Here is a 25186-nt window from a genome sequence, read left to right on the forward strand (position 1 = left end):
AAGGAGGAACGCCGGTGGCCGGGGCGTCGAGGAGTGAGGGCCGGATAGGTCTGCTGAACGGCTTCGCGGCGTACGGGATGTGGGGGCTGGTCCCCCTGTTCTGGCCCCTGCTCAAGCCCGCCGGGTCGGTGGAGATCCTCGCCCACCGCATGGTGTGGTCCCTCGCCTTCGTCGCGGTCGCCCTGGTCGTCGTGCGGCGCTGGGCGTGGGCCGGGGAGCTGCTGCGGCAGCCGCGCCGGCTCGGCCTGGTGGTGATCGCGGCGGCCGTCATCACGGTGAACTGGGGCGTCTACATCTGGGCCGTGAACTCCGGACACGTCGTGGAGTCCTCGCTCGGGTACTTCATCAACCCGCTGGTGACCATCGCGATGGGCGTGCTGCTCCTGAAGGAGCGGCTGCGGCCGGTGCAGTGGACGGCGGTCGGCATCGGCCTCGCCGCGGTGCTCGTGCTGACCGTCGGATACGGCCGTCCGCCGTGGATCTCCCTCTGCCTCGCCTTCTCCTTCGCCACCTACGGCCTGGTGAAGAAGAAGGTCGACCTCGGCGGGGTCGAGTCGCTGGCCGCCGAGACCGCGATCCAGTTCCTGCCCGCGCTGGGCTATCTGCTGTGGCTGTCGGCGCACGGCGGCTCCACCTTCACCACCGAGGGCACCGGCCACGCGGCCCTGCTCGCCTCGACCGGCATCGTCACCGCGCTGCCCCTGGTGTGCTTCGGCGCGGCGGCGATCCGGGTGCCGCTGTCCACGCTGGGCCTGCTGCAGTACCTGGCGCCGGTCTTCCAGTTCCTGCTCGGCGTCGTGTACTTCGGCGAGGAGATGCCGCCCGAGCGGTGGGCCGGCTTCGGGCTGGTGTGGCTGGCGCTGGTGCTGCTGACGGCCGACGCGTGGCGTACGGCGCGACGGCCGAGGGTGGCCGTCGAGGTGACGCGGGTTCCCGAGGCGCCGTCCGCCGCGGTGGACGTCTGACCCGGGGCTCCGCCCCTCCACCGTCCCCTGCCCCCCGCCCCGTCCCCCGTTCGGCCTCCAAGAGCCTCGCCCCGGACGCCGGACGGGCCGGTCGGTGCCGGGCTCGGCCGGAATGTCAGTGCCGGCTGCTTAAGTGGACCGTATGACAGAGACACCTGCACCGCTGCACTGGAAGCTCGTCATCGACGCCGCCGAGCCGCATCCGCAGGCCGACTTCTGGGCCGCCGCGCTGCACTACGAGGTGGAGGACAACAGCGCGCTCATCGAGCGGCTGCTGGAAGCCGGGGCGCTGCCGGGGGCGGCGACGGTGGAGTTCCACGGCCGTCCGGCCTTCCGGGACCTGATCGCCGTACGGCATCCGGACGACCCGTTCGACCCGGTCAGCGGCACGGGGCTGGGGCGGCGGCTGCTGTTCCAGCGGGTGCCGGAGGCGAAGACGGTGAAGAACCGCCTCCATCTCGATCTGCACCCCGGTGCGGGTCGGCGGGCCGACGAGGTCGAGCGGCTGAGGGCACTGGGGGCGAGCCTACTGCGGGAGGTGAAGGAGCCCTCCGGTGAGTGGGCGGTGATGGCGGACCCCGAGGGCAACGAGTTCTGCGTGCACTAGGCGCGGGCGGGGCACGGGTCGGCAGGCGGGGCGCGGGTCGGTGGCCTCGGGAGCGGGTCGGTGGGGATCAGGAGTCGGTGGGGATCAGGAGCAGGCCGACCGGGGGGAGCCGGAGCCGGCGGGCGGGGACCGGGAGCCGACCAGTGGGGCTCGCGAGCCGGCTGACGGGGATCGGCAGCGGGCCGGTGGTGAGCCGGAGCCGGCAGAGTGGAATCAGGAGCCGACCGGTGGGCTCGCGATCACGCAGGATCGGCGGTGAGCCGGCAGGCGGGGATCGGGAGCGGGCCGGTGGGAATCGGGAGCGGGAGCCGCAAGGTGGGGTGCGGGAGCCGACCGGCCGGGGTCCGGGCGGTCACACGGCGCGCTGCATGCAGACCAGTCGCTCCCGCTCGTCCCACGACTCGGTGACCGTGAAGCCGAACCGTTCGTACAGGGCGATGGCCCCGGTCCGCCAGGCCCACACCGACAGCCGCACGGTGTGCACGCCGCTTTCCGCGGCATGCGCGAGTGCGGCGGTGAGCAGGCCGGACGCGATGCCCCGGCCCCGGAAGGCCGGGTCCGTCCAGAGCCTCTTGATCTCCGACCGCCCGTCGGCGGGAGCGGTCACCACCAGACAGCCCACGGCGGCGTCGCCGATGAGGGCCACCAGCACGGCATCGCCGGCGAACGCGGTCCGCGGGTCCGCGATCTCCGCGCGGTAGCGGTCCGGCAGCCCGTCCACACCGGCGACGGCCTCACCCTTCTCGGCCTCCGTCCGCAGATGGTAGGCCGCCAGCAGCGCGGCGGGCCCGTTCTCGGCGGCAGGGCTCCGGCCCGGCCAGCGGACGACGGCAACCTCGCGTTGATCGGTCATGACGCCAGCATCACACGCGGCGGTCCGGGCCGTGCGGGAGGGTGCCGAGGCATCCCGGTGTCCGCTATGTGAACCGCGTGTCCAGATATCGCCCTTGACGCAGAGTCAGTTGCGCCTTCACCATCCTGAGACCCCATTCACTGTGGAATCCCTGTGATTCCCCGCGGAATTCGGAGCCCCCCACATGAAGCTCTCGCTCTCCGCTTCCCGGCGTACGGCCGCCACCGGCGCCGCCTCGATTGTCATGCTCCTGACTGGAGGATCCATAGCGGGCGCGGCGCCCGCGCCCGGGTCCGCCGCGCTCGCCGCCGTTCCCGACATCCCGGTGGCGAACGTCAAGGCCCACCTCGCCCAGCTGCAGTCCATCGCCACCGCCAACGGCGGCAACCGCGCCCACGGCCGGGCCGGCTACAAGGCCTCGCTCGACTACGTGAAGGCCAAGCTGGACGCCGCCGGATACACCACCGTCATCCAGCAGTTCACCTCCTCCGGCCGCACGGGCTACAACCTGGTCGCCGACTGGCCCGGCGGCGACACCAACCGGGTCGTCATGGCCGGGTCCCACCTCGACAGCGTCACGGCCGGGGCGGGCATCAACGACAACGGCAGCGGTTCGGCGGCCGTCCTGGAGACCGCGCTCGCCGTGGCCCGCGCCGGCTACCAGCCCACCAAGCACCTGCGGTTCGCCTGGTGGGGCGCGGAGGAACTGGGCATGGTCGGATCGCGGTACTACGTCAACAACCTCTCCTCGGCGAACCGCTCCCGCATCAGCGGCTACCTCAACTTCGACATGATCGGCTCGCCGAACCCCGGCTACTTCGTCTACGACGACGACCCGGCCATCGAGAAGACCTTCAAGGACTACTTCGCCGGCCTCGGCGTCCCGACCGAGATCGAGACCGAGGGCGACGGCCGCTCCGACCACGCGCCCTTCAAGAACGCGGGGGTTCCGGTGGGCGGCCTGTTCAGCGGCGCCGACTACGTCAAGACGGCGGCGCAGGCGGCCAAGTGGGGCGGCACGGCCGGACAGGCCTTCGACCGCTGCTACCACTCCTCCTGCGACACCACCGCCAACATCAACGACACGGCCCTGGACCGCAACGCGGACGCCACGGCGTACGCGGTGTGGACCTTGTCCTCCTGACCCGTCTCCGGGCCGCTCCCGGCGTCGCTTCCGGGGCCGCTTCCGGGGTGGTGCCGCCTCTACATGCCCGACCTGCGGGCCCGTTCGGCCAGCCGGACCATGCGGGCGCGGGCCGACTCCAGCTGCTCGACGTCGTCGGCGGCCGGTCCGTCCTCGGTGGTCAGCTCCGTCCACAGGCCGAGGAGTTCGGTCCCCAGGTTCAGTCCCTGCAACGGGTCGCGCACGGCACGCCAGGCCGCTGCCGCGCTCTGGACGTTGCCGTACGCGGCCTCGCCGTCCCGGGCGCGGCGGCGGATCCGGGCCAGGTCGAGGGAGACGTGGAAGGCTCGGAGCGGGTCGCCCGCCAAGTAGGCGATGTACGCACTGAGTTCACGGAGCCGGAGCACCTCGGGGTGCTCCGGCCCCAGCGTTCCCGAGGCCTCCAGCACGGTCCGCTCGGCGAGTCCGGCGGCCACCTCGATCCGGCCGGCCCGCACGGCCTCGTTGATCTGTGCCATCGGTTCCCCGAGGAGCGCGGGGGCACCGCCGTCGCCGGGCAGGGTGCGCGGGTCCTCCCCGAGCACCGCTTCCGCCACGGCGTCGAAACCGCGGGCGGGGGTGGGCTTGGGATCGGGGTCGGCCTCCGCCTGCGCCTCGAGGTCGGGGGTGATGAGCGGCTTGGGGCCCGGCTCGGAGGCGGGCGCGGGACCCGGCTCGGGTGCGGAGGCGGGACCCGGCTCGGAGGCGGGCGTGGGTCGCGGGGACGGGTACGGCGCGGGGTCCGGGGCGGCGGTCGGGCCGGCTTCCGGGAGAGGGTCCATCGCCGGGGGCGGGCCGAAGACTCCGGTGGGGGCCACGACGGTGCCGGGGGCCTGCCCGGGGGTCCGGGGCGGGAACGAGGGGTCGTCCCGCGGGGTGTCGTACTCCGCCTCCGGTGCGTGCACCTGGCGGAGGAGGTGGGTCGGCCTGTCCCGCCGGGACTCGGGGGCGTCGGGAGGCACGGGCGCGGGGGCGCCCGGCGCGGGGGCCGCCGGAACCGGGGTCACCGAAGCCGGGGCCGCCGGAGCCGAAGGCGCCGGAGGGGCGGCTGACTGGCCGGAAGACACCGAAGGCGCAGCTGTCGGGGCCGGGCCCACGGGGGTCAGCAGGACCGTCGGGGCCGAGGCAGCCGGGGCGGGTGCCGGGGGCTCGGGTGCCTGGGCCGGACGCTCAGGGTGGCGCTCCGCCGGTGAGGCCGGCGTGCGCAGGGGCTCGGCCGTGAAGTGGCTGGAGCCGTCGGGGTCGATACGGAGGGGGACGACATAGCCGATGCGTTCGTCGTGGACCGAGGCGAGGACGGGGTGTCCGGTGGCGAGGGCGATGCGGTGGAGGTGGCCCAGGACGGCGTGCTGGATCTCCTCGCCGTCGGCCGCCGTGACCGGGACACCGCCTATCGTCGCCGGTCCGCCCGCGCGGACTTGGACGTCGAGCGGAGCGACCACGGCGGCGGCCGGCCGTCCGGCGTGGTTCTGTTCCCGCTTCTTCTCACGGCTGAGTCGAGACATCGGTTCCTCACTCGGATGCGTCGTCACGCTCCGGTCGTCCAGGTGCGCGTACGCGTACACGTACTGTTGAGTTTCTCCGTTCGCCCCCGGCCGGCGCGTCACCACGACGTCACAGCATCGTTCCAGGAACCCACGCCCGGCCTCCCGGTGGCGCTCCGGAGGACGGCGATCAGGAGGAGGGAGTACGGCCATGCGGACGACGGGGACGGCACAGGCGCCGGAAGGACAGCGGGCGCCGGGGCGGCGGGGCCCGGAGATCTGGCTCCGCGGTCCGGTCACCGTACCGGAACCGGAAGCGGGCCCCGGACCGTACGCGTCCGCCGCCGCTCCCCGCCGCTTCTCCTGGCTGGCCGCCCACGGCGGGGCCGGCGCCTCCACCCTCGCGGCGGTCTTCGGCGGCCACGACTGCGGACGCGACTGGCCCGCCCCCGGTGATCCGCCGTCCGTTTTCCTCGTGGCGCGTACGCACGCGGCCGGGCTGGAGTCCGCCCTGCGGGCCCTGGAGGTCTTCCGGCGCGGGGAGGCGCCGCCGGGGCTGGATCTGGAGGCGGTGGTCCTGGTCGCGGACGCGCCGGGGCGGCTGCCGCGGCCCCTGGTGCAGCGGATGCGGGTCATCGAGTCGGTCGCCGACGTCCACCGCGTCCCGTGGGTGACCGAGTGGCGCCTCGGTGAGCTGGGCGGGCGGCCGCCCCGGGAGACGGAGGCACTGGCCCGGCTCACCGGGGTGAGGCGCTGAGCGGCGTCCCGCGCGGGGTGCTCTCCGCGGTGGAGATCGCCTCGGCCGTACGGGGTGGGCGGCTGCGGGCCGTGGACGTCGTGGAGGAGGCGCTGGAGCGGATCGCGCGGTTCGATCCCTCCCTGAGCGCCTTCGCCGAGGTGTGGGCGGGGGAGGCGGTCGAGCGGGCGCGGGCGGTGGACGCGCGGACCGCGGCGGGTGAGCGGTTGCCGCTGGCCGGGGTGCCGATCGGGGTCAAGGGGCGGTACGGGCTGCGGGCGGCGGGTCCGCTGCTCGCCGCGGGGTGCGTGCCCGTCGGGGCGACCGCGGTGCCCGGGCCCGGTACGCCCTGGCAGACCTGGGGCCTCGGCGCGCACGGCCCCACCGTCAGTCCCTGGCGGCCCGACCGCACCCCGGGCGGCTCCTCGGCCGGGTCCGCGGCGGCGGTGGCGGCCGGGCTGGTGCCGCTGGCCACCGGCAGCGACGGCGCGGGCTCGGTACGCATCCCGGCGGCCTGGTGCGGGGTGACCGGCCTGAAGACGACGAACGGGCGGCTGCCGTCCGCGGACCGTACGGGCCTCGCCGCCCCCGGGGTGCTCGTGCGGTCCGCGGCGGACGCGGAGGCGTACTGGCGGGTGATGGCGCCGACGTCCCGCCGGTACGCCTCGGCGTCCGCCGGGCCGGCGGCGCTCCCGGTCACCGCCGTCTTCGCCCCCGATCTCGGCTTCGCCTCCTCCGTCCCCGATCCCGAGCCTCTGGCCCTCGCCCGGGCCGCCGCCGTGAAGCTCGCCGACACCGGTGTCGTACGGCTGCTGCCGGGCGGGGCGCCGCCGCGGCTGGAGGATCCGGCCGCCGCGTGGCTCGCGCTGCGGGGGCGGCCGGCGGACGATCCCGGCGGGGCGGCCGGGCGGATCCGCGAGGTGAACGACGCCCGGCTGGCGGGCTTCTTCGCCCGGGCCGACCTCCTGCTGACGCCGGCCACGCCGAACGCCGCGCACGGTCACGAAGGCCCCGGTGAGCGGTACTCGACGGCGCTGACCTGGGCGTTCAACCTGAGCGGGCACCCGGCGGTCAGCCTTCCGGCGGGCCTCGGCGCCGACGGTTGTCCGGTGGGGATGCAGGTCGTCGCGGCACACGGGCGGGAGGACTTGCTGCTGGCGGTGGCGCGGGCGGCCGGGAGCGCCCTTCCCAGAATTGATTGCGTGCGCATATAATGCAGGTGCGCATTATCACCGTACGCCGACTATCTGGGGGATCTTTCCATGGACCGCCGTTTTCTCTTCGTGCTGGCCAGCAGCCGTACGGACGGCAACACGGAGGCGCTCGCCCGCCGGGCCGCCGAACAGCTGGACCCCGGCGTCGAGCAGACGTGGATCAGCCTGGCCGAGCATCCGCTGCCGGAGTTCGAGGACCTGCGGCACGACAGCGACCACGTCCGGCCCACGGAGGGGAACCTCGGGCTGCTGCTCGACGCGACCCTCGCCGCGACGGACGTCGTCATCGCCTCACCGCTGTACTGGTACTCGGTCTCCACCCACGCCAAGCGCTACCTGGACCACTGGTCGGGCTGGCTGCGCACCCCCGGCATCGACTTCAAGGCGACGATGGCCGGACGCACGCTCTGGGGCGTGACCGTGCTCGCCGACCCGGATGCCTCGGTCGCCGAGCCGCTGGTCGGCACCCTCAACAACTCGGCCGCCTACCTGGGGATGCGCTTCGGCGGGGTGCTGCTCGGCAACGGCAGCAAGCCCGGTGACGTGCTCGGCGACACCGAGGCGCTGGCCCGCGCGAAGTCGTTCTTCGCGCGGGAGGCCCCGCTCGCCCGCTTCACCCACCAGGCCGCCTGACCGCTCCCCCACCAGGCCGCCTGACCGCGGCTCACGCCGTGATGTCCTTCGCCGTGAACCGCGCCCAGGCCGCCGAGCCGAACACCGCCGCGTACAGGGCCTGGAGACCGAGGTTCTTCACCAGGTCGTCCCAGTAGACGGGGTCGCGCACCAGGTCGGCGAAGGACAGCCAGTAGTGGGAGAAGAGGTACGGCTGGATCGCGTGGAGCTGGGGGATCTGGTCGAGGATCTGCACCGTGATCAGCAGGCCCACGGTGGTCGCCATCGCCGCGATGCCGCTGCCGGTGAGCGTGGAGACGAACAGACCCAGCGCCGCCAGGCCGGTCAGGGACGCGGCGACGACCAGGGCGATCAGCAGGGCCCGGCCCAGACCGTCGGCGAAGCCGATGGTCGTGCCGGAGATGGTGGTGAGGTCGCCCAGCGGGAAGAGCAGTGCCCCCACGGTCAGCGCCGACACCGCCACGACGAGGGTGGCCACCAGGCAGAAGGCCAGCACGGTCGCGTATTTGACGAGGAGAAGGCGGGTGCGGCCGGCGGGGGCGACCAGCAGGTAGCGCAGGGTGCCGGCGTTCGCCTCGCCGGCGATCGCGTCGCCCGCGACGACACCGATCGCCATCGGCAGGAAGAACGGCAGCGTGGCGGCCAGCGCGGTGAAGACCAGGAACAGGCCGTTGTTGGTGACCTGCGCGATGAAGGCCGGGCCACCCTCGCCCCCTCCGCCGCCCGGGCCGGCGGACGAGCCGTCCCCCGTCTCGATCTTCACGGCGATGCCGACCAGGACCGGCACGGCCGCCAGGACCCCCAGCAGCGCGAGCGTGCGCCAGCGGCGGAAGGTGATGAGGAGTTCGCTGCGGAGGAGACCGAGGGACCACAGGGGGCTGGGCGCCCGCGCCTCCCGTACCGCGTCAGCCCGCGACATCGAACCCCTCCCCGGTGAGTGCCACGAACGCGTCCTCCAGGGAGGCCCGCTCGACGGCGAAGCCGCGGACGCGGACGCCGGCCGTCACCAACGCGGCGTTCACCTCCGCGAGATCGCGCTCGGGGGGCTCGGCGGTGACCCGGTCCTCGGCGACGGCGACGTCCGCCGCGCCCTGTTCCTTCAGCACCCGGGCCGCCTCGGCGGTGTCGGGCGTGGTCACCACGAGCCGGCCGCGCGCGCCCGCCGCCAGCTCGGCCACCGCGCCCTGGGTGATCAGGCGGCCCTGCGCCATCACCGCGGCGTGCGTGCACACCTGCTCGATCTCGTCGAGGAGATGGGAGGACAGGAACACGGTGGTGCCGTCCGAGGCCAGTTCCCGCACCAGGGACCGGATCTCCCGCATGCCCTGCGGGTCGAGACCGTTGGTCGGCTCGTCGAGGACGAGGAGCCGGCGGGGCTGGAGGAGAGCGGCGGCCAGCCCCAGCCGCTGCTTCATGCCGAGCGAGTACGCCCTCGCCTTCTTGCCGGCCGCGGCCGTCAGCCCGACCCGCTCCAGCGCCGCGGCGACGCGGCTGCGCCGGGTGCGCGGGTCGGCGGTCGGGTCGGCGGCGTCGTAGCGGAGGAGGTTGTCGCGGCCGGAGAGGAAGCCGTACAGGGCGGGTCCCTCGATCAGCGCGCCGACCTGCGGGAGCACGGTGCGCGCGGCCCGGGGCACGGGCTGCCCCAGGACGCGCGCCGCGCCGGAGGAGGGCTCGATGAGGCCCATCAGCATGCGGATCGTGGTGGTCTTGCCGGAGCCGTTCGGACCGAGGAAGCCGAAGACGCTGCCCGCCGGGACGGTGAGGTCCAGGCGGTCCACGGCGAGCTGGCCGCCGCGGAAGCGCTTGGTGAGGGCATGGGTGTGGATGACGGGTTCGTCATCCATGGGCTCCCCCTTCGCACGCGTGCTGGGAACGGACAGGCTCCGTAGGGTACTTACTTCGCCGAGTCGGCCGCCTTCACCAGGGCGTCCTTGGTCACCGCGCCGACGTAGACCGTGCCGTCGTCCGTGACCAGGGCGTTGATCAGGCGGGTGGAGAAGACGGTGCCGGAGCCGAACTTGCCGCTCACCTTGTCGCCGAACGAGCCGAGGAAGCCGCTGAGGGCGCCGCCGGCGTCGGAGCCGAGTTCGGAGTTGAGCTCGGCGTCCGAGGGGACGCCCTCGCCGCCGGTCTCGAGGACGGCGACGGAGGTCCAGCCCTTGCCGAGGACGTCGAAGCCCTCGGCCTCCTCGGCGCCGGTGAGGCCGCCGAGGCCTTCGAGCTTTTCGTCGGAGGCGCCGGAGGCGCCGGAGTGCCCCGGTGTCGCCTCGGCGTCGTCGCCCTCGGTGACCTTCGCGCCCTTGGGCGGGGTGAAGTCGAAGGTGGAGGCGGCCGGCGCGGCGAAGGTGACCTGGGTGAAGCCCGCGTCCACGACGGCGGCGCCGCCGCTCGCCGGGGTCAGCGTGAACTTCAGCGGCATCCCGGTCTTCGCGTCCACCGCCACGCTGATCGCGCCGACCGTGGAACCGGACTGCTTCGGCTTGATCAGCAGCTTGTAGGCGTCGCGGCCCGCGACGTGCACGGTGCCGTCGACGGTGACGGACGTGGTGTCGTCGACCGCCTTGAGGGCGTCCTCGGTGAGGTCCTTGGGCGTGGCGGGCACGGGGGTCTCCGCCCCGTCCTTCGCGCTCTCGTCGGTGGTGGAGTGGTAGACCTCGTTGGAGGAGCTGTCGTAGCCCCACACGTCCTTGCCGTTGTGGACGATGCTGTACTCGGCGGCGTTCTCCAGCAGGGAGAGCTTCTGCCGGTCGGGGCCGTCGGCGGCGACGCGCAGGGTGTGGGTGCCGGAGGCGAGTTCGGTGAGCTTGACCGAGGGGTCGGCGGACGACCCGTCACCGCCGCCCGCGGCCCCGGAGAGCAGTCCGCTCTCCAGCCCGCCGAGGTCGGGCAGGCCCAGGTCGGTGCTGATCTTCACGGTGCCGGACAGCTGCTGCACGTCCGAAGCCGCGATCTTGTCGAGGAGCTGCTGTGCGGTGATCTTCGGCAGGTCCGGGTCGCCGGAGTCGGCGAGCGCCGGGACCAGGCCGATCGTCGCCGCGGCGACGCCGATCACGGTGACCGGGACGACGTACCGCACGGCCTTGCGCCGCCCGACGCGCAGGTCGTCCGTCTCCCCGGCGGTCGTGCTGTCGTCGGTTGCGTTCGGTGCCATGTGTGCCTTACCTCCGTCGTCGGCGGCGGCTGGTCATCTCACGTTGAACGTCCCACCCCGTGCCGCCATTCTCACCCGAATCGGTGAGGAGTGGTGTTTTCCGTGATGTCCATCTGACCAAATACGGCGTGAGGAGGCGTCACCCCACGGACTCAACTCCGTGTACACCTGCGGTATGACACGGAGCGACGACGGAGTCCTCCGACCCGTAGGGGTCGGGGGTCAGCCGGCCCGGTGGACCACCGCGTCGCACAGGCCCATGAGCGCCGCCTTCGCGTCGCACTCCACGAGCGGCGCCAGCGCGGCCCGCGCCTCCTCGGCGTAGCGCACCGTGTCGCGGCGGGCCTGTTCCAGCGCCGGGTGGGCGCGCAGCGCGGCGACCGCCTCGGCGAGCTTCGCGTCGTCGCTCAGGTCGGAGTCGAGCAGCTCGCACAGCGCGACGTCCTCGGGCAGGGCCTGCTGGGCCGCGCGCTCGCGCAGCCGCAGCACCGGAAGCGTGGGGACGCCCTCGCGCAGGTCCGTGCCCGGCGTCTTGCCCGACTCGTGGGAGTCGGAGGCGATGTCGAGGACGTCGTCGGCGAGCTGGAAGGCGACGCCGAGCCGCTCCCCGTACTGGGTCAGCACGTCCACGACGGTCTCGTCGGCGCCCGACATCATCGCGCCGAAGCGGCAGGAGACCGCCACCAGGGAGCCGGTCTTGCCGCCGAGGACGTCGAGGTAGTGCTCGACCGGGTCACGGCCGTCGACCGGGCCGGCCGTCTCCAGGATCTGGCCGGTGACCAGCCGCTCGAACGCCTCCGCCTGCACCCGCACCGCCTCCGGGCCGAGGTCGGCCAGGATGTGCGAGGCGCGCGCGAAGAGGAAGTCGCCGGTGAGGACGGCGAGCGAGTTGCCCCAGCGGGCGTTCGCGCTGGGCACCCCGCGCCGCACGGCGGCCTCGTCCATGACGTCGTCGTGGTAGAGGGTGGCCAGATGGGTGAGCTCCACCACGACGGCCGAGGGGACGATACCCGGCGCGTAGGGGTCGCCGAAGCGCGCCGCGAGCATCACGAGCAGCGGCCGGAACCGCTTCCCGCCGGCCCGCAGCAGGTGCTGGGCGGCCTCGGTGATGAACGGCACCTCACTCTTGGTGGCCTCGAGCAAGCCTTCCTCGACAGCCGCCAGTCCGGCCTGGACATCGGCTTCCAGAGCCTGGTCCCGCACGCTCAGCCCAAACGGCTCGACGACGGTCACGAGGGGTCTCCTGTCTGCTGGTGTCTACTGGCGACTACGCGGTTTGTCGATAGGTCTCTGCGCTCACTCAAGTCAGCGTATCCGGTCATGTTTCGATCACCGCGAGCCCCCACGGTTACAGCCTGGCCGTATAAGGGTCCCCCCTCGGCATCGGCCCCTTAATAACCCGTTGAGGCTATTGCCCGATTAGCCCCTCTTGTGGACGCCGGTGAGTTGGCTCACTCCCCCGGGGAACAGGTTCCCCTCCGCCGCATTCCGATTCCTCTTCCCGCTCAACCGAGTTGACGTTTGCAGCCACAAAGGATCAAGCACCTCATAGACCGCAGACCAAGGTCAATAGGGCCGAACTGTGAATCCGCCACTTGTTCCGGACATGTGCTCTCGCATACGTTCCCGGCCTGTCGGGCGGACGCCGAATCCTGCCACCGCCCCGGCACCCACCGAGAACACCAGGGCAGGAGCGGGGGAACCAGGTAAGTCGCCGCACCGGGCGGACCCGGACATGCCTATGGGCATGTTCAGGACATACCGGGACGGCTCGGGGTGAAGCCGAGTCCGCGAGGACCCGGCCGGGCAGCTCCCGCCCGAACCCGACAGCTCACCTCGCAGGCGACGGAGAGGAACTTCGCCATGCCCGCTCAGCCCCGCCGCCTCGCCCGCAAGCTCGCCGTCGCCGCCACCGGCGTCACCGTGCTCGCCCTCCCGCTCTTCGGCGCGACCACCGCCTCCGCGGCGACCCCGACCGTGGCCACCGCCACCAGCCTCGGCTACGCCAACAACCTCGACGGCTGGATCCGCGCGTCGCTCCAGGTCATGGCGCAGCACGGGATCCCGGGCACCTACAACGGCATCTACCGCAACGTGCTGCGCGAGTCCTCGGGCAACCCGTCCGCCATCAACCTGTGGGACTCCAACGCGGCCGCCGGCACCCCGTCCAAGGGCCTGCTGCAGATCATCGACCCGACCTTCAACGCGTACCACGTGTCCGGCACCTCCTGGGACCCGTACGACCCGGTCGCGAACATCACCGCCTCCTGCAACTACGCGGCCGCGCGGTACGGCTCGATCGACAACGTGTTCGGCGCGTACTGAGCCGGGCCCACCGGGCCTAGGCCCAGAGACGTTCGAGGACGACGGCGACGCCGTCGTCCTCGTTCGACGTCGTCACCTCGTCGGCCACCGCCTTGAGCTCCGGGTGGGCGTTGGCCATCGCGACACCCCGGGCGGCCCAGTCGAACATCGGGATGTCGTTGGGCATGTCCCCGAAGGCCAGGGTGTCCTCGGGCCGCAGACCCAGGTGGTCCGCGGCCAGGGCCAGCCCGGTCGCCTTGGTGACCCCGCACGGCTGCAGCTCCACCGTCCCCGGCCCCGACATGGTGACGGTGGCGAGCGAGCCGGCCACCGCCCGGGCCGTCGCCGCCAACTCGTCGTCGGACAGGGTGGGGTGGCGCAGCAGCACCTTGCTGATCGGCTCGCACCACAGGTCGCGGCGCCGCTCCACGCGCAGGGCGGGCAGGGTCGGGTGCGGCATCCGGTAGCCCGGCTCGATGAGCGTCAGCCCGTCGACGCCGTCCTGGTCCACGGCCGCGTACACCGGCCCGACCTCGGCCTCGATCTTCTCCAGGGCGGTCTCGGCGAGTTCCCGGTCCAGGGTGACCGACCACAGCAGGCGGTCCGCGGCGGCGTCGTACAGCTGCGCGCCCTGTCCGCACACCGCGAGCCCTCTGCTGTGCAGGCGGTCGAGCAACGGGCTCACACGGGGCGCGGGGCGGCCGGTCACCACCAGGTGGCGCGCGCCGGCGGCCGCCACCCGCGCGAGCGCGTCGAGCGACCGGTCGGAGAAGGTGTCGTCGCCGCGCAGCAGCGTTCCGTCCAGGTCCGTGGCGATGAGGGAATACGCGATGCGCTCGGCATATGCGGTGGGTGCGGCCATGATCAGAGAATACGGATCCCGCACCCGCCGGACTCGACGTGAACCGGACCAGGACGGAGTCCGGCCCTCTTGTGTCAACTCCCCTTCTTTTGTTGACCGATCGCTGTTGATGACCGGGATGGTGGGGATCGGAGCGGCGGGAAACGACGGGAAAGGGCCGGGAGCGGCCGGAAACTGCGGGAAACGACGGGAAACGGGTTTCCGCCGTATCGCCGGGTAGCGACCGGTTGAGGGCCTCTGCACCGGTTGGCAACAACATGCTCCGCTCCCTACCGCGCGCCCGGTCTGGGACGGTACCGTCCATGTGTCCAGGGGGGACTTGATCGGGGGGTCAGGTTGAGCAGTGGGCGTATCCGTGTGCTGAGGCCGGCTGATCTCGGCGAGGGGGAGCGGGAGCGGTGGCGCGCACTGCGCGCCGCGTCGACAGCGCCGCGCAACCCGTTCATGGAACCGGAGTTCACCGACGCCGTGGGCCGCGTGCGGCCACACGCACGGGTGGCGGTGGTGTACGAGGGGCGCGAGCCGGTCGGCTTCCTGCCCCATGAGCGGGGCCGGCTCGGCCGGGGCCAGGCCCTCGCGTACGGCGTCTCGGACGCGCAGGGTGCCGTACTGGCCCCGGGCCTCGGGCTGAACGCCGACGAACTGATGCGGGCCGCTTCCCTGTCCAGCTTCGCCTTCGACAACCTGGAGGCGGAACAGGGGCTGCTCCTGCCGCACGCGGCCGCGGAGTACACGTCCTACGTGATCGACGTGGAGAAGGGCTACGAGACGTACGAGTCCGTCCTGCGGGCCCAGTCGCCGAAGTTCCTGAAGACCACCCTCGCCAAGGAGCGCAGGCTCGGCCGCCAGGTCGGCGCGCTGCGGTTCGTGTTCGACGAACGCGACCCGGCCGCGCTGCGCACCCTCATGGCCTGGAAGTCGGCGCAGTACCGCAGGACCGGCCGCCGGGACCGGTTCGCACAGGACTGGATCACCCGGCTCGTGCACATCCTGCACGAGACGCGCGCGCCGGAGTGCTCCGGCACGCTGTCCGTCCTCTACGCCGGCGGCAGGCCGGTCGCCGCCCACTTCGGGCTGCGCTCGGCGACCGTCCTGGCCTGCTGGTTCCCGTCGTACGAGACGGCCTTCTCGAAGTACTCGCCGGGTCTCGTGCTGCATCTGCGGATGGCCGAGGCGGCCGCCGCCGAGGGGATCGGCCTGCTCGACCTGGGGCGGGGCGCGGCCGAGTACAAGGACTCGCTGAGGACCGGGGAGCTTCCCGTGTACGAGGGAGCGTGGACGCGTCCGGGGGTGGGCGCCGCGCTCCACTGGCTCAGCCGTGAGCCGTCCCGTCGCGCGCACCACTTCGTGCGCGGCCGGCCGAGGCTCGCCGCGCTGGCCGCACGGGCCCTGAAGAGCGCGGGCAGGCTGCGCCGTTCCTGACGACGGCTTCCGTGGCCCGACGGCCTTGACGGCTCCGACGGCTCCGACGGCTCCGACGGCTCCGACGGCCGTGACACAGGGGGAACAAGGGGGGGGTCATGTTCCGTGCGACACGTGCACAGCAGGAGATCCAGGGGTTCCTCGGCATCAGACCGGTGCAGGTCGCCGAGCTGGAGCTGGAGGACGGCGGTGGGGTGAGACCCGGTCCGGGCAGCCCGCCCGTCACGCACGGCGAGGTGTTCGTGCTGGTGCGCAGGGGCGGCCGGCCGGTGGGGACGCTGCTCGGCCACGTGCCGGAGGGCGCCGACCCGAGGACGGTCCTCGCCGGGGCGGCCGCCCGACTGGCGGCGGCGCCCGCTCCCGCGGTCCGCGGTTCGGCCGTGGTGCCGGCCACCGTCGTCGTCGCCACCCGCGAGCGCCCCGAGCAGCTCGCCCGCGCCCTCGACTCCCTCCTCGCCCAGGACCACCCGGACTTCGAGATCGTCGTCGTCGACAACGCGCCCGTGACGGACGCGACCCGGGACCTGGTGACGCGCAAGTACGGCGAGCGCGTGCGGTACCTGACCGAGCCGGTGCCCGGTCTCGCCGTCGCGCACAACAAGGGCGTCGAGGCCGCGCGGGGCGGGGTGGTCGCCTTCACCGACGACGACGTCGTGACCGACCCGCGCTGGCTCACCGAACTCACCGCGCCCTTCGCCGCCGACCCGGGCCTCGGCTGCGTCACCGGCCTGATCCTTCCGGCCCGGCTGCGCACGCCGGCCCAGGTCCTCCTGGAGAGCCACGGCGGCTTCGCGAAAGGCTTCGCGCCGCGCACGTACGACCCCGCCGAACCGCCCGCCGACGAGCCGCTGTTCCCGTTCACCGCGGGCCGCTTCGGCTCCGGCGCCAGCATGGCCTTCCGTACGGACGTCCTGCGCGCGGTCGGCGGCTTCGACCCGGCGACCGGCGCGGGCACGCCCGCCCGGGGCGGCGACGACCTCTACGGGTTCGTGCGCGTCCTCGCCCAGGGCCACCGGCTGCACTACACCCCGTACGCCCTGGTCTGGCACCACCACCGGGAGACCTGGCGCGACCTGGAGACCCAGGCGTACGGCTACGGCGCCGGCCTCACCGCCTGCCTCACCGCCCTCCTGGTCAACCGTCCCGGCCTGCTCCCGGCGTTCCTGGCCCGGCTGCCCCGGGGGCTGGCGTACGCGCGGACCCTGACCGCGAGCCGGGAGGCCGGGCCGGCGGCGGACGGCGCGCCCGGCGCCCACGACGACCGCACGCACGCCTGGCCCGCCCGGCTGTCCCGTCTCCAGCGCCGGGGCATGCTGTACGGCCCACTCGGCTATCTACGGGCCCGACGCGCACTGCGGGGGGTCACACGATGACGGCGGGGGCGCAGAGAGACGAGAAGACGCACGGCGCCGCCGGCGCCGGCGGCGGCACCAGGGGCGAGGGGATCGATGACGGCCATCGGAGCGGCGGAGCCGGCGGCGGCAGCCGGGGCGGCGAGGTCGGCGGTGGATGCCCGGGCGGCGGGGTCGATGGCGGCCACCGGAGCGGCGGAGCCGGCGGCGGCAGCAGCCGGAGCGGCGGAGCCGACGGTGGCCCGGGCGGCGGAGCTGACGGTGGCCCCGGCGGGAGCCTCGGTGGCGGCAGCCGGAACGGCGAGGCCGGCGGGGGCCGGCGGAGCGGTGGGGCTGGTGGTGGCCTCGGTGGGGGTGGCCGGGGTGGTGGAGGGGGGCTCGGCGGGATCCCGGTGTTCCTGTATCACGCCGTGATGGAGGAGCCGCCGGAGTGGATCGCCGAGTTCACCGTCAGCCCGAAGCAGTTCGGCGCGCACCTGGACGCCGTCGTCGGCAGCGGCCGTACGCCCGTCACGATCAGCGCGCTCGCCGACCACCTCGCCGGGCGGGCGCCACTGCCGCCCCGGCCGGTGCTGCTCACGTTCGACGACGGGTTCGCCGACCTGCCCGGTCCGACGGCCGAGGCGCTGGCCGGGCGGGGACTGCCCGCCACCGCCTACCTGACCACCGGCGCCCTCACGGCGGGCGGGCGCAGTCTGCTGCCGCCCGCGCCGATGATGACGCTGGCGCAGGCGGCACGGCTGGAGCAGTACGGCATGGAGGTCGGCAGTCACACCGTCACCCATGCCCAGCTGGACACCCTCGGGCCCCGGGCGCTCGCGCAGGAACTGCGGGCGTCGCGCGCGGCGCTGGAGGACACCCTCGGGCACCCCGTCCGCCATCTCGCCTACCCGCACGGCTACAACAGCGGCCGGGTGCGGCGGATGGCGGCCGCCGCCGGCTACGAGACGGCCACCGCCGTGCGCCACGCGCTCAGTTCGGACCGCGACGAGCACTACCGCATCGCGCGGCTCATCGTGCGGCGGAGCCACACCGTCGCCGACGTCGAGGGCTGGCTGGCGGGACGCGGGGCGCGGGTCGCCCCGTACCGGGACGGGCCGAAGACGGTCGGCTGGCGGTGGTACCGCCGCGCCCGCGCCGTCGTACGCGGCCCGGTCTTCGCCGGCTGATCCGCCGGCGGCCGGCCCACCGAAGATCGATCTGACTGTTTTGGCATGAAAAGCAGAGGTAATTCCTATAGTTGGCCTGGGGGAGGGAGCCTCGGCATGCAGCACCATGTGTCCGTACCGAGCACGGAGAGCAGCGTGCCGCCCCCTCCCGGCGACCCACGCCCCGCCGCCGGCGGCGACCGACGCCCCTGGCGGATCGCGCGCCGCGCACCCGGCACCGGCCTGCTGACGCTGCTCCCGGCCGCCGGGCTGTGGCTGTACGCACTGCCCCGCACCGGCTTCCGGGAGATGGGCGACTACGGCCTGCTGGACCGCCTCCCGGCCACCTACTACCTGTCGTTGCTGGTCCTCACCGCGGGCTTCGTCCTCAGTCTGCGACGGGCGGGCACCGCGCCGTGGTGGCCCGCCGCGCACTGCGTCGCGCTGCTGTTCGCGCTCAAGGCGCCCCCGGCGATCCTGTACGACGCGGTGCGCTACCCGTGGGCGTCCAAGCACGACGCCGTCGTCGACACGCTGCTCGCCAACGGTGAGCTGCGGCCCGGCGCGGCGCTGTCGGGCAACATGTCCGCGTACGACCAGTGGCCCGGCTTCTTCACGCTCGACGCGGGTCTGGTGCGCGCCTTCGGCGTGGAGAGCGCCGCCGCGTACGCCAACTGGGCGCCGGTCGTCTTCGGTCTGCTGACGATCCCGGTGCTCGTGCTGATCTACCGCACGTTCTGCGAGGACTGGCGGCTGATCTGGACCGCCGTGTGGATCTTCCAGCTCGCCAACTGGGTGGGCCAGGACTACTTCGCCCCGCAGGCCCTCGCCTACCTGCTGCATCTGACGGTCCTCGCGGTGGTGCTGCGGCACTTCGTACGGCCCGGCTCCGCGGGACGGCTGCGCGACCGCACCTTCCTCGACCCGGTCGCCGCCCCCGTGCCGCCGCCGACGGGCAGCAGACAGCGCGCGGTCTGCGTGGTGGTCCTCGCCCCGCTGATCGCCGCGATCAACGCCACGCACCAGCTCACCCCGGTGATGCTCACCATCTGTCTGCTCGCGCTCAGCTGCACCCGCCGCTACCGCAACTACGGGCTGCTGGTCGTCGCCGTGCTGCTGATGCTCACCTGGGACCTGACCATGGGGCGGCCGCTGTTCGTCGAGACGCTCTCCACCGTCCGCTCGTCGATCGGCGAGCTGACACAGAACTCCCGCGCGGGCTACGCCGGCCGGCTCACCGGGCCCGGACCCGAACTCGCGGGCACCGCCAACGTGGTGATGGTGCTCCTGGTCGCCGTCCTCGCGGGGACCGCCGTCGTGCTGCGGCGCCGGCTGACCCGGGGTGCGCTGCCGCTGCTGCTGGTGTCCGTCGCCCCGGTGCCGCTGTTCGCCGTCAACGACTACGGCGGCGAGATGCTCTTCCGGGTGTATCTGTTCGCCCTGCCCGGTGCGGCGTTCTTCGCCGCCGCCGCGCTGGTGCCCGCCGTCGCGGGAAGCCGTCGCAGCCGGGCGAGGGCGCTGTGGCGCAAGGGCTCGGCGTTCGTCCTCCCGGCGGTGCTGCTGATGCTGCTGGCCGGCTTCCTGCCGTCGTACTACGGCAAGGAGAAGATGTTCTACACGCCGCCCGAGGAGACCGCGCTGGTCACCAGGGCCCTGGACCGCGCCCCCGACGGTTCGCTGATCCTCGCCACCAGCGGCTCCTTCCCGCAGGCGCTCCACCGCTACGACCGGCTCGAACACTGGTTCTTCGCCGAACAGGCGCTGTCCGAGAACGAGAAGATGCTGAAGGACCCGGTCTCCTATCTCGTCGACGGCATCCCGCGGGGGACCAGGACGTACGTCGTCCTCACCCGCACCCAGGACGTCTACGCCGCCGGAGAGGGCCTGCTGCCGGCCGGCGGCTTCGCGGCCCTGCGCTCGAAGCTGTCCGCCTCGCCGCTCTTCAGGACCGTCGAAAGCCATCCGTACGGCGTGGTCCTGGAGTACCGCCCGGCCGCCCGATGACCGACCACGACGCAGGACCCGAGGTGATCGACGTGACGACCACAGACTCCGCGGACCTCGGCGACGAGGACACCGGCCGCGGCAAGACCGGTAACCCGGGGACCGGTGACACGAGGACCGGTGACACGGGGACCGACGGCACGGGGACCGGCGACGCCCGGGAGGCGGGAGGTCTCCGGGGCGCGTCGACACGGCTCAGAGTCCTCGTCGGGGCCTCGGGCTGGCTCGCGCTGGCCGCCACCGCCGTCCCCGGCCCCTCTCCCCTGCGCTGGATCCCGGTGCTGCTCTTCGTCCTGTTCGGCCCCGGTTGCGCGGCGCTGTATCCGCGGCCGGGAGCGCCGGCATCCGGGGCACGGCTGGAGGCGGTCGCGCTCGCCGCGCCCATCAGCCTGTCGCTCGGTGTGCTCACCGCCACCTCGCTGTTCCTGGTGGAGGGCTTCTCGGTGATCGCCTTCCTCGTCCCGCTCGCCGCGTTCACCACGGTCACCGCGGCCCTGCCGGGGCTGCCGCTGCCGGCCGCGCGGCGCGGCGCGGTGGAGCCCGCAAGGCGCAGGCCGCCCGGCGGTGGCGCGCCATGACGGGACGAGGGCGCGGTACGGGAGCCGGCAGGGGCAGCTCCACGACGAGGGGCCTGGAGGGTGACGTGGGGGGCGTGAGGCGCGGCTACACGGCCGTCGTCCTGGTGGCGGTGGCCGCGCTGCTCGCCGGGCTCGGCCTCTGGGTGAGCCGCCCCGAGGACCAGGCCGGGGACCCCCTGCCGGCCGACGCCGCCTCGGGCGAGCTGCCCACCGGCGCCTGCGCTCCCACCGACACGCTGGTCCCGCCCTGCGGCGCCTGGTGGGGAGCCGCCGTTCCGTACGCCGGGAACGGTTCGCTCAAGGACGCCGTGCTCGGCTTCGAGAAGAGGATCGGCCGCAGGCTCGACCTCGTCTACAACTACCACGACATGTCGGGCACCCGGCTCGACGGGGAACTCCTCACCCCCGACGAGCAGGAACTCGGCAAGGACAGGCTGCTCATGCTGGCCTGGGAGTCCACCGTCTGGACCGAGCCGCACCACGAGAACTGGACGGAGACCCAGCTGGGCTGGAAGAACATCGCCTCGGGGAAGTACGACGAGGAGATCCTCGATCCGCAGATCCGGCGCATCAAGGCCTACGGCAAACGCGTCTTCCTCTCCTTCGACCAGGAGACCGACGCCCGTATCGAGGAAGGCGCCGGCACCCCGGAGGAGTTCGTCGCGGCGTACCGCCATCTGCGCGACCGCTTCCGGGAACTGGGCGCCGACAACGTCGTGTGGGTGTGGACCGTCTCCGGCTACCTCGGCAGCGCCGAGGACATGAAGGCGCTGTACCCCGGGGACGAGTACGTCGACTGGATCGCCATGGACCAGTACAACTACTACGAGTGCCACGGCACCAGCGACTGGAAGGACTTCCTGCGCAGCCAGCGGCCCAGCTACGAGTGGCTGCGCGCGAACGTCACCGACGACAAGCCGGTGATGCTCGCGGAGTACGCCACCGCGCCCGACGCGGACAACCCGGTGCGCCAGCGCGACTGGTACACCCGGATCCCCGCCGCCGTGAAGAAGCTCCCCGAGGTGAAGGCGCTGGTCCACTGGAACCGGCCGACCTCCGAGGAGGCCGCCTGCGATCTGACCGTCAACGACGGTCCGGGCCTGGAGGGTTACCGCGAGGCCGGCCGGAACGGCTACTTCCACCAGCCCGTGCCGCCCCGCTGACGGTTCAGGGGTGGCGGGCCCGCACGGCTCGCCCGTGGAACGACAGGAACAGGACGGCGAGGACGAGGCCGCCCAGCACGGGCAGGGCCACCGGGGCGAGCTCCTGCCGCCACACCCAGCCGCCCACCGCCAGGAGGTACAGCACCCCCCAGCGCCCCGGCCACGTCAGCCGCCCGCCGAGCCGCGCGAGCAGCAGCCACAGCGGTACGAGACACAGCAGATGCACGACCGCCGGCGCCCACCGCAGCAGCGGTTCGGGCCCGTCCAGCCCCACGCCCTCCGCGAGGAATCCGGCCGCCCGCGCGGCCACCTCCCCGCCGACCGGCCGCGGTTCCCAGCCGAAGGCCGGAGGTACGGCGTGCAGCGCGAGCAGCACGGACCCCAGTGCCGCCCCCGGCAACCGCACATCGCGCGCGGCACGCAGCGTCACCGAGCCGACGAACCCCACGAGCAGCAGGCCGCCCGCGACCAGCGCGGCGGGGGGCAGCGCCGCCAGCATGTGCCGTCCGGTCCGTACGTCGTCGTAGGGGCCGCCGGACCAGGGCAGACCGCGCAACGCCGCCCAGAAGACCGCGGTGGCGAGGCCGAGCAGCGCCCACAGGGCGCCCGCGGTCCACCGCTCCCGGAGGTCGGCCGGCGCGGACCGGTCCCTCGCGTCCCGCGGGGCCGCCGTCGGCTCCCCGCCCCCGTCGGTGCCCCGTCCCGCTCCGGAAGGGTGCGGCCGGGTGATCAGCGCCAGGGTGTCCGCCTGGAGCGCCTCGCGTTCGTACCCGGGACGTCCGATGAACAGGGCGACCGTGTTCTCGTCGATGCCCTCCCGCTCATAGGCCGCCCGGCGCGCCCAGGTGGTGCCGTACCCGGCGGTGGCGTTCAGCCTCGCCCAGCGGGTGCCGTGGGCCGGGGCGGCGGAGGGCGGGCCGGCGGGGAGGCGGTCGGTGCGGCGCAGCGCGGTGCGCAGGCCGACGACGGACACCGCGGCGATCAGCGTCATGCCGAGCAGCACCGCCCAGCCCGCGCCCGCGATCCCGGCCGGCGCGAACAGCAGGGCCGCACCACCCAGTACCAGGGCGCACATGGCGCCCTGGAGCGCCGCGAGCACTCCGGTGCGGCCCTGAACCCGCAGCACCCCGATGTACAGCTCGACCACGACCCGGGGCAGCGCCCCGGCGGCCAGCAGCCGCAGCACGGTGGTGCCGTGCTCGGCGTAGTCCTCGTCGAACGGCGTGAGGATCTGCGGCGCGAACACCACGAGGACCAGCACCACCGGCACCAGCAGCAGGGTCATGCGGCGCAGCGCCCCGCGGACGCCCTCGGCGAGTTGGCGCGGGTCGTGCGAGGCATGGGCGGTGAGCGAGGAGGCCATGTTGATGGCCATGAACTCCATCGTGCCGCCGACGGTGTACGCCACGTAGAAGTAGCCGTTCTCCGCCGCGCTGAAGCGGACCGCGACCATCACCGGCAGCAGGTTGATCATCGCCAGGCTGAACAGCGCGCCCAGCGAGTCCCCGGCCAGGAAGCGGCCCATCTCCCGCAGCCGGGGCGGCTCCAGATCGCGGTCGGCGGCGGCCTGACGCGGGATGAGCCTGCGGAAGATCAGCCAGCCCAGCGGCAGCGTCGAGAACGCGATCGCCACGGCCCAGGACACGAAGATGCCCAGCACCGGCAGCGCGGTCGCGAAGACGACCAGCAGGACCAGCTTGCCGAGAGAGAACACCGCGTTGCCGACCGGCACCCAGCCGGATCTGCGCAGCCCGGTGAGCACCCCGTCCTGCAGGGTGAGCAGCGCCCACGCCACGCACGCCACGACGAACGCGGCGCCCGCGGCCGGCGTGCCCAGCGGCGCGTAGGACGCCCCCCACAGGTCGAGCGTGAGCAGGAAGCCCGCGGCGGCGACGGCCACGACCACCGAACTCGCCGCGTAGGCCCGCCACACCAGCGACCCGGTCGCCCGTCCGGCGCGCGGGACGAAGCGGACGACGGCACCGATCATCGTGGTCGCCGTGATGCTGGCGAGCAGCCGCATCGCGGCGATCGCGGCCGAGCCCTGGCCGACGGCCTCCTCCGCGTAGTAGCGGGCGGCCACCAGCCAGAACCCCAGGCCCAGCACGGCGGAGACGCCGGTGCTGAGCATCAGGAAGTAGGCGTTCCTGAACAGCGAGTCGCTGCCGTGGCGCGCGTCGGCCGGTGCCGGGCCGTTCGTCTCCCTCCCGGCGGCCGGCGCCGGAGGCCCGGGCACCTGGATCCCGGCCTGTGTCTCAGCCACGGGCGGGTCCCGGCCCTCCCGGTCCCTCGGCCGGCCGCACCCTGGCGTCGTCCAGCGCCTCGACGGCCTGCCGGGCCCGCAGCGGGTCCACGGGCAGCGCGTGCCGCGCGAACCAGCGGGCCCCGGCCGGGTCGGGCGACGGATCGGTGAACCGCTCCCCCGCGTAGTCGTCCAGGGGCGGGTCGTACAGGTAGCCCACGACGAGTCCCCGCCGCGCGAGCGCCGCTCGCGCGGCGTCCCGGTCGGCCACGAACAGGGGGACCCGGAAGAGGGGGTGGGCGGGGACCGGGCCGGCCTTGCTGTGCGGTCTCGCCCACGGCGTGGACAGCAGCAGCTCCGTGCCGGACCGGCAGGCGGCCAGCACCCCGTCCAGGCGGTCCATCCGGCGCCCGATCCGCGCGAGCCGCAGCGGACCGGAACGCAGCCGGTAGTCGTGCATGTCGACCCGCACCCAGGAGTCGTGCGCGCCCAGGTCCGGGGCCGCCGACACGGCCCGGGCCAGCTCCCGCGCGCGCAGCGGCATCCGGATCTCCTCGCGCTCCGTCAGCCCGAGCAGCCGCATGGTGGCCCAGGCCGCCCGCCGCAGCCGCAGCCCGCGCACGGCGGCCTCCGCGTACGGCCGGACCGTGTAGGCGAGTTCCGCCGTGAGCCTGCTCGGCAGCAGCAGGTCCTCGCAGGTCTTCTCCAGCGCGTCGCGCAGTCCCGGGTCGGCGAAGGACAGGAAGCCCCCGGCCTTGGCGCCGACGTGTTTGGAAAGGCTGAAGACGGAGGCGTCCCCCCAGGCTCCGACCGGTCTCCCGCCCACCTCGCTGCCGATCGCGTGCGCGCCGTCCTCGAACAGCGGGATGCCCAGAGCGTCGCACTTGTCCCGCAGGCTCGGCGCGTCGTCCGGGTTGCCGTACAGGTTCGTCGTGAGCACGGCGGACAGCGAGCCCCACACCTCGTCGGGCACGGCGTCGACGTCGATCGACGCGTCCAGCGGGTTCAACGGCGCCTGCACGGGCCGGAGTCCGGCCGCGAGCACCACGAAGAAGATGACGTCGTCGTTGACCGGTGACATCAGCACTCTGCCGCCGGGCGGGCACCAGTGACGCAAGGCCACGAACAGCCCGAATCTGCACGACGGTACGTACACGCATTCCCGGCCGAGTCTGCCGCGCATGGTCTCTTCCAGCCGCTCGGGCCGTGCACCACGCCGCGCCGACCCGAGGCCGGCCTCCCCTATGGCCATCCGCCCCCCAGGTGTGCCGCGGGAACGCCCCCTCCCCGAGGCCTTCCAGCACCC

Annotated in this window: 23 protein-coding genes and 1 riboswitch; of the genes, 13 read left to right on the plus strand and 10 right to left on the minus strand. The window is 73.6% G+C overall.

Annotated elements, in window-relative coordinates:
- Window positions 1-14 precede the first annotated feature (14 nt).
- Together rarD and ACFY2L_RS17745 are read left to right on the plus strand one after the other, a co-directional pair.
- Entirely contained in the window at window positions 15-965 is a 951-nt protein-coding gene (gene rarD / locus ACFY2L_RS17740; RefSeq protein WP_390822737.1) for an EamA family transporter RarD, read from the plus strand.
- A gap of 142 nt (window positions 966-1107) precedes the next feature.
- The gene (locus ACFY2L_RS17745; protein ID WP_390658066.1) at window positions 1108-1572 is read left to right on the plus strand and encodes a VOC family protein; all 465 of its coding nucleotides are present in this window, start codon (window positions 1108-1110) and stop codon (window positions 1570-1572) included.
- Between the two features lie 352 nt (window positions 1573-1924).
- Here the strand turns inward: ACFY2L_RS17745 and ACFY2L_RS17750 are convergent, their stop codons facing one another.
- Window positions 1925-2425: a GNAT family N-acetyltransferase gene (locus ACFY2L_RS17750; protein WP_390822738.1), complete on the minus strand. Its 501-nt coding sequence runs from the start codon at window positions 2423-2425 to the stop codon at window positions 1925-1927.
- A 184-nt stretch (window positions 2426-2609) separates the two neighbouring features.
- On the opposite strand from ACFY2L_RS17750, the gene ACFY2L_RS17755 reads away from it, so the two are divergent.
- The gene (locus ACFY2L_RS17755; RefSeq protein WP_390822739.1) at window positions 2610-3569 is read left to right on the plus strand and encodes a M28 family metallopeptidase; all 960 of its coding nucleotides are present in this window, start codon (window positions 2610-2612) and stop codon (window positions 3567-3569) included.
- Window positions 3570-3628: 59 nt separating this feature from the next.
- On the opposite strand, the gene ACFY2L_RS17760 is transcribed toward ACFY2L_RS17755, so the two are convergent.
- Window positions 3629-5092, minus strand: a complete 1464-nt coding sequence (locus tag ACFY2L_RS17760) for a tetratricopeptide repeat protein (protein ID WP_390822740.1) — start codon at window positions 5090-5092, stop codon at window positions 3629-3631.
- 190 nt (window positions 5093-5282) lie between these two features.
- On the opposite strand from ACFY2L_RS17760, the gene ACFY2L_RS17765 reads away from it, so the two are divergent.
- The 3 genes from ACFY2L_RS17765 to ACFY2L_RS17775 are packed head-to-tail and all read left to right on the plus strand — an operon-like array spanning window position 5283 to window position 7654.
- The gene (locus ACFY2L_RS17765; RefSeq protein WP_390658062.1) at window positions 5283-5828 is read left to right on the plus strand and encodes a DUF6668 family protein; all 546 of its coding nucleotides are present in this window, start codon (window positions 5283-5285) and stop codon (window positions 5826-5828) included.
- Between the two features lie 29 nt (window positions 5829-5857).
- The gene (locus tag ACFY2L_RS17770; RefSeq protein ID WP_390658061.1) at window positions 5858-7021 is read left to right on the plus strand and encodes an amidase; all 1164 of its coding nucleotides are present in this window, start codon (window positions 5858-5860) and stop codon (window positions 7019-7021) included.
- A 48-nt stretch (window positions 7022-7069) separates the two neighbouring features.
- Complete coding sequence (locus tag ACFY2L_RS17775; protein WP_390822741.1) at window positions 7070-7654, plus strand: flavodoxin family protein; 585 nt, start codon at window positions 7070-7072, stop codon at window positions 7652-7654.
- 31 nt (window positions 7655-7685) lie between these two features.
- Here ACFY2L_RS17775 and ACFY2L_RS17780 read toward each other — a convergent pair whose 3' ends face one another.
- The 4 genes from ACFY2L_RS17780 to ACFY2L_RS17795 form a co-directional block, all read right to left on the minus strand.
- A complete protein-coding gene (locus ACFY2L_RS17780; RefSeq protein ID WP_390658059.1) occupies window positions 7686-8573 on the minus strand; it encodes an ABC transporter permease in 888 nt (295 codons plus the stop codon).
- Window positions 8560-9498 (minus strand): ABC transporter ATP-binding protein, encoded by a 939-nt coding sequence (locus ACFY2L_RS17785; RefSeq protein WP_390822742.1) that lies wholly within the window; start codon window positions 9496-9498, stop codon window positions 8560-8562. Before ACFY2L_RS17785 ends, ACFY2L_RS17780 begins: the two co-directional genes overlap by 14 nt.
- Before the next feature lie 50 nt (window positions 9499-9548).
- Window positions 9549-10805 (minus strand): outer membrane lipoprotein carrier protein LolA, encoded by a 1257-nt coding sequence (locus ACFY2L_RS17790; protein WP_390822743.1) that lies wholly within the window; start codon window positions 10803-10805, stop codon window positions 9549-9551.
- Window positions 10806-11027: 222 nt separating this feature from the next.
- On the minus strand, window positions 11028-12038 hold the full coding sequence (locus ACFY2L_RS17795; protein ID WP_390658056.1) for a polyprenyl synthetase family protein: 1011 nt from the start codon (window positions 12036-12038) through the stop codon (window positions 11028-11030).
- Between the two features lie 400 nt (window positions 12039-12438).
- Window positions 12439-12665, plus strand: a riboswitch (cyclic di-AMP (ydaO/yuaA leader).
- A gap of 3 nt (window positions 12666-12668) precedes the next feature.
- Here ACFY2L_RS17795 and ACFY2L_RS17800 point away from each other — a divergent pair.
- Window positions 12669-13130 carry a transglycosylase SLT domain-containing protein gene (locus ACFY2L_RS17800; RefSeq protein ID WP_390658055.1) on the plus strand — a complete coding sequence of 154 codons (462 nt, stop codon included), beginning with the start codon at window positions 12669-12671 and terminating at the stop codon, window positions 13128-13130.
- A gap of 16 nt (window positions 13131-13146) precedes the next feature.
- Here the strand turns inward: ACFY2L_RS17800 and ACFY2L_RS17805 are convergent, their stop codons facing one another.
- Entirely contained in the window at window positions 13147-13971 is an 825-nt protein-coding gene (locus ACFY2L_RS17805) for an HAD family hydrolase (RefSeq protein ID WP_390658054.1), read from the minus strand.
- A gap of 357 nt (window positions 13972-14328) precedes the next feature.
- On the opposite strand from ACFY2L_RS17805, the gene ACFY2L_RS17810 reads away from it, so the two are divergent.
- Together ACFY2L_RS17810 and ACFY2L_RS17815 are read left to right on the plus strand one after the other, a co-directional pair.
- On the plus strand, window positions 14329-15393 hold the full coding sequence (locus ACFY2L_RS17810) for a GNAT family N-acetyltransferase (RefSeq protein ID WP_390658053.1): 1065 nt from the start codon (window positions 14329-14331) through the stop codon (window positions 15391-15393).
- A 98-nt stretch (window positions 15394-15491) separates the two neighbouring features.
- Entirely contained in the window at window positions 15492-16766 is a 1275-nt protein-coding gene (locus ACFY2L_RS17815) for a glycosyltransferase (protein WP_390822744.1), read from the plus strand.
- On the opposite strand, the gene ACFY2L_RS17820 is transcribed toward ACFY2L_RS17815, so the two are convergent.
- Window positions 16724-17152 carry a hypothetical protein gene (locus ACFY2L_RS17820; protein ID WP_390822745.1) on the minus strand — a complete coding sequence of 143 codons (429 nt, stop codon included), beginning with the start codon at window positions 17150-17152 and terminating at the stop codon, window positions 16724-16726. The two genes, ACFY2L_RS17815 and ACFY2L_RS17820, sit on opposite strands and share 43 nt — an antisense overlap.
- Window positions 17153-17158: 6 nt before the next feature.
- Here ACFY2L_RS17820 and ACFY2L_RS17825 point away from each other — a divergent pair, with 6 nt between their 5' ends.
- The 4 genes from ACFY2L_RS17825 (at window position 17159) to ACFY2L_RS17840 (ending at window position 21638) form a co-directional block, all read left to right on the plus strand.
- Complete coding sequence (locus ACFY2L_RS17825; protein ID WP_390822746.1) at window positions 17159-17914, plus strand: polysaccharide deacetylase family protein; 756 nt, start codon at window positions 17159-17161, stop codon at window positions 17912-17914.
- 96 nt (window positions 17915-18010) lie between these two features.
- On the plus strand, window positions 18011-19897 hold the full coding sequence (locus ACFY2L_RS17830) for a hypothetical protein (RefSeq protein WP_390822747.1): 1887 nt from the start codon (window positions 18011-18013) through the stop codon (window positions 19895-19897).
- Window positions 19898-19929: 32 nt separating this feature from the next.
- Complete coding sequence (locus ACFY2L_RS17835; RefSeq protein ID WP_390822748.1) at window positions 19930-20475, plus strand: hypothetical protein; 546 nt, start codon at window positions 19930-19932, stop codon at window positions 20473-20475.
- Between the two features lie 65 nt (window positions 20476-20540).
- Window positions 20541-21638, plus strand: a complete 1098-nt coding sequence (locus ACFY2L_RS17840) for a glycoside hydrolase family 26 protein (RefSeq protein ID WP_390658045.1) — start codon at window positions 20541-20543, stop codon at window positions 21636-21638.
- A gap of 4 nt (window positions 21639-21642) precedes the next feature.
- Here ACFY2L_RS17840 and ACFY2L_RS17845 read toward each other — a convergent pair whose 3' ends face one another.
- Together ACFY2L_RS17845 and ACFY2L_RS17850 are read right to left on the minus strand one after the other, a co-directional pair.
- On the minus strand, window positions 21643-23901 hold the full coding sequence (locus ACFY2L_RS17845) for a lipopolysaccharide biosynthesis protein (protein ID WP_390822749.1): 2259 nt from the start codon (window positions 23899-23901) through the stop codon (window positions 21643-21645).
- Window positions 23894-25132 (minus strand): DegT/DnrJ/EryC1/StrS family aminotransferase, encoded by a 1239-nt coding sequence (locus ACFY2L_RS17850; protein ID WP_390822750.1) that lies wholly within the window; start codon window positions 25130-25132, stop codon window positions 23894-23896. Before ACFY2L_RS17850 ends, ACFY2L_RS17845 begins: the two co-directional genes overlap by 8 nt.
- Window positions 25133-25186: the final 54 nt, after the last annotated feature.

Source organism: Streptomyces sp. NPDC001381, from assembly GCF_042895685.1.
GTDB lineage: Bacteria > Actinomycetota > Actinomycetes > Streptomycetales > Streptomycetaceae > Streptomyces.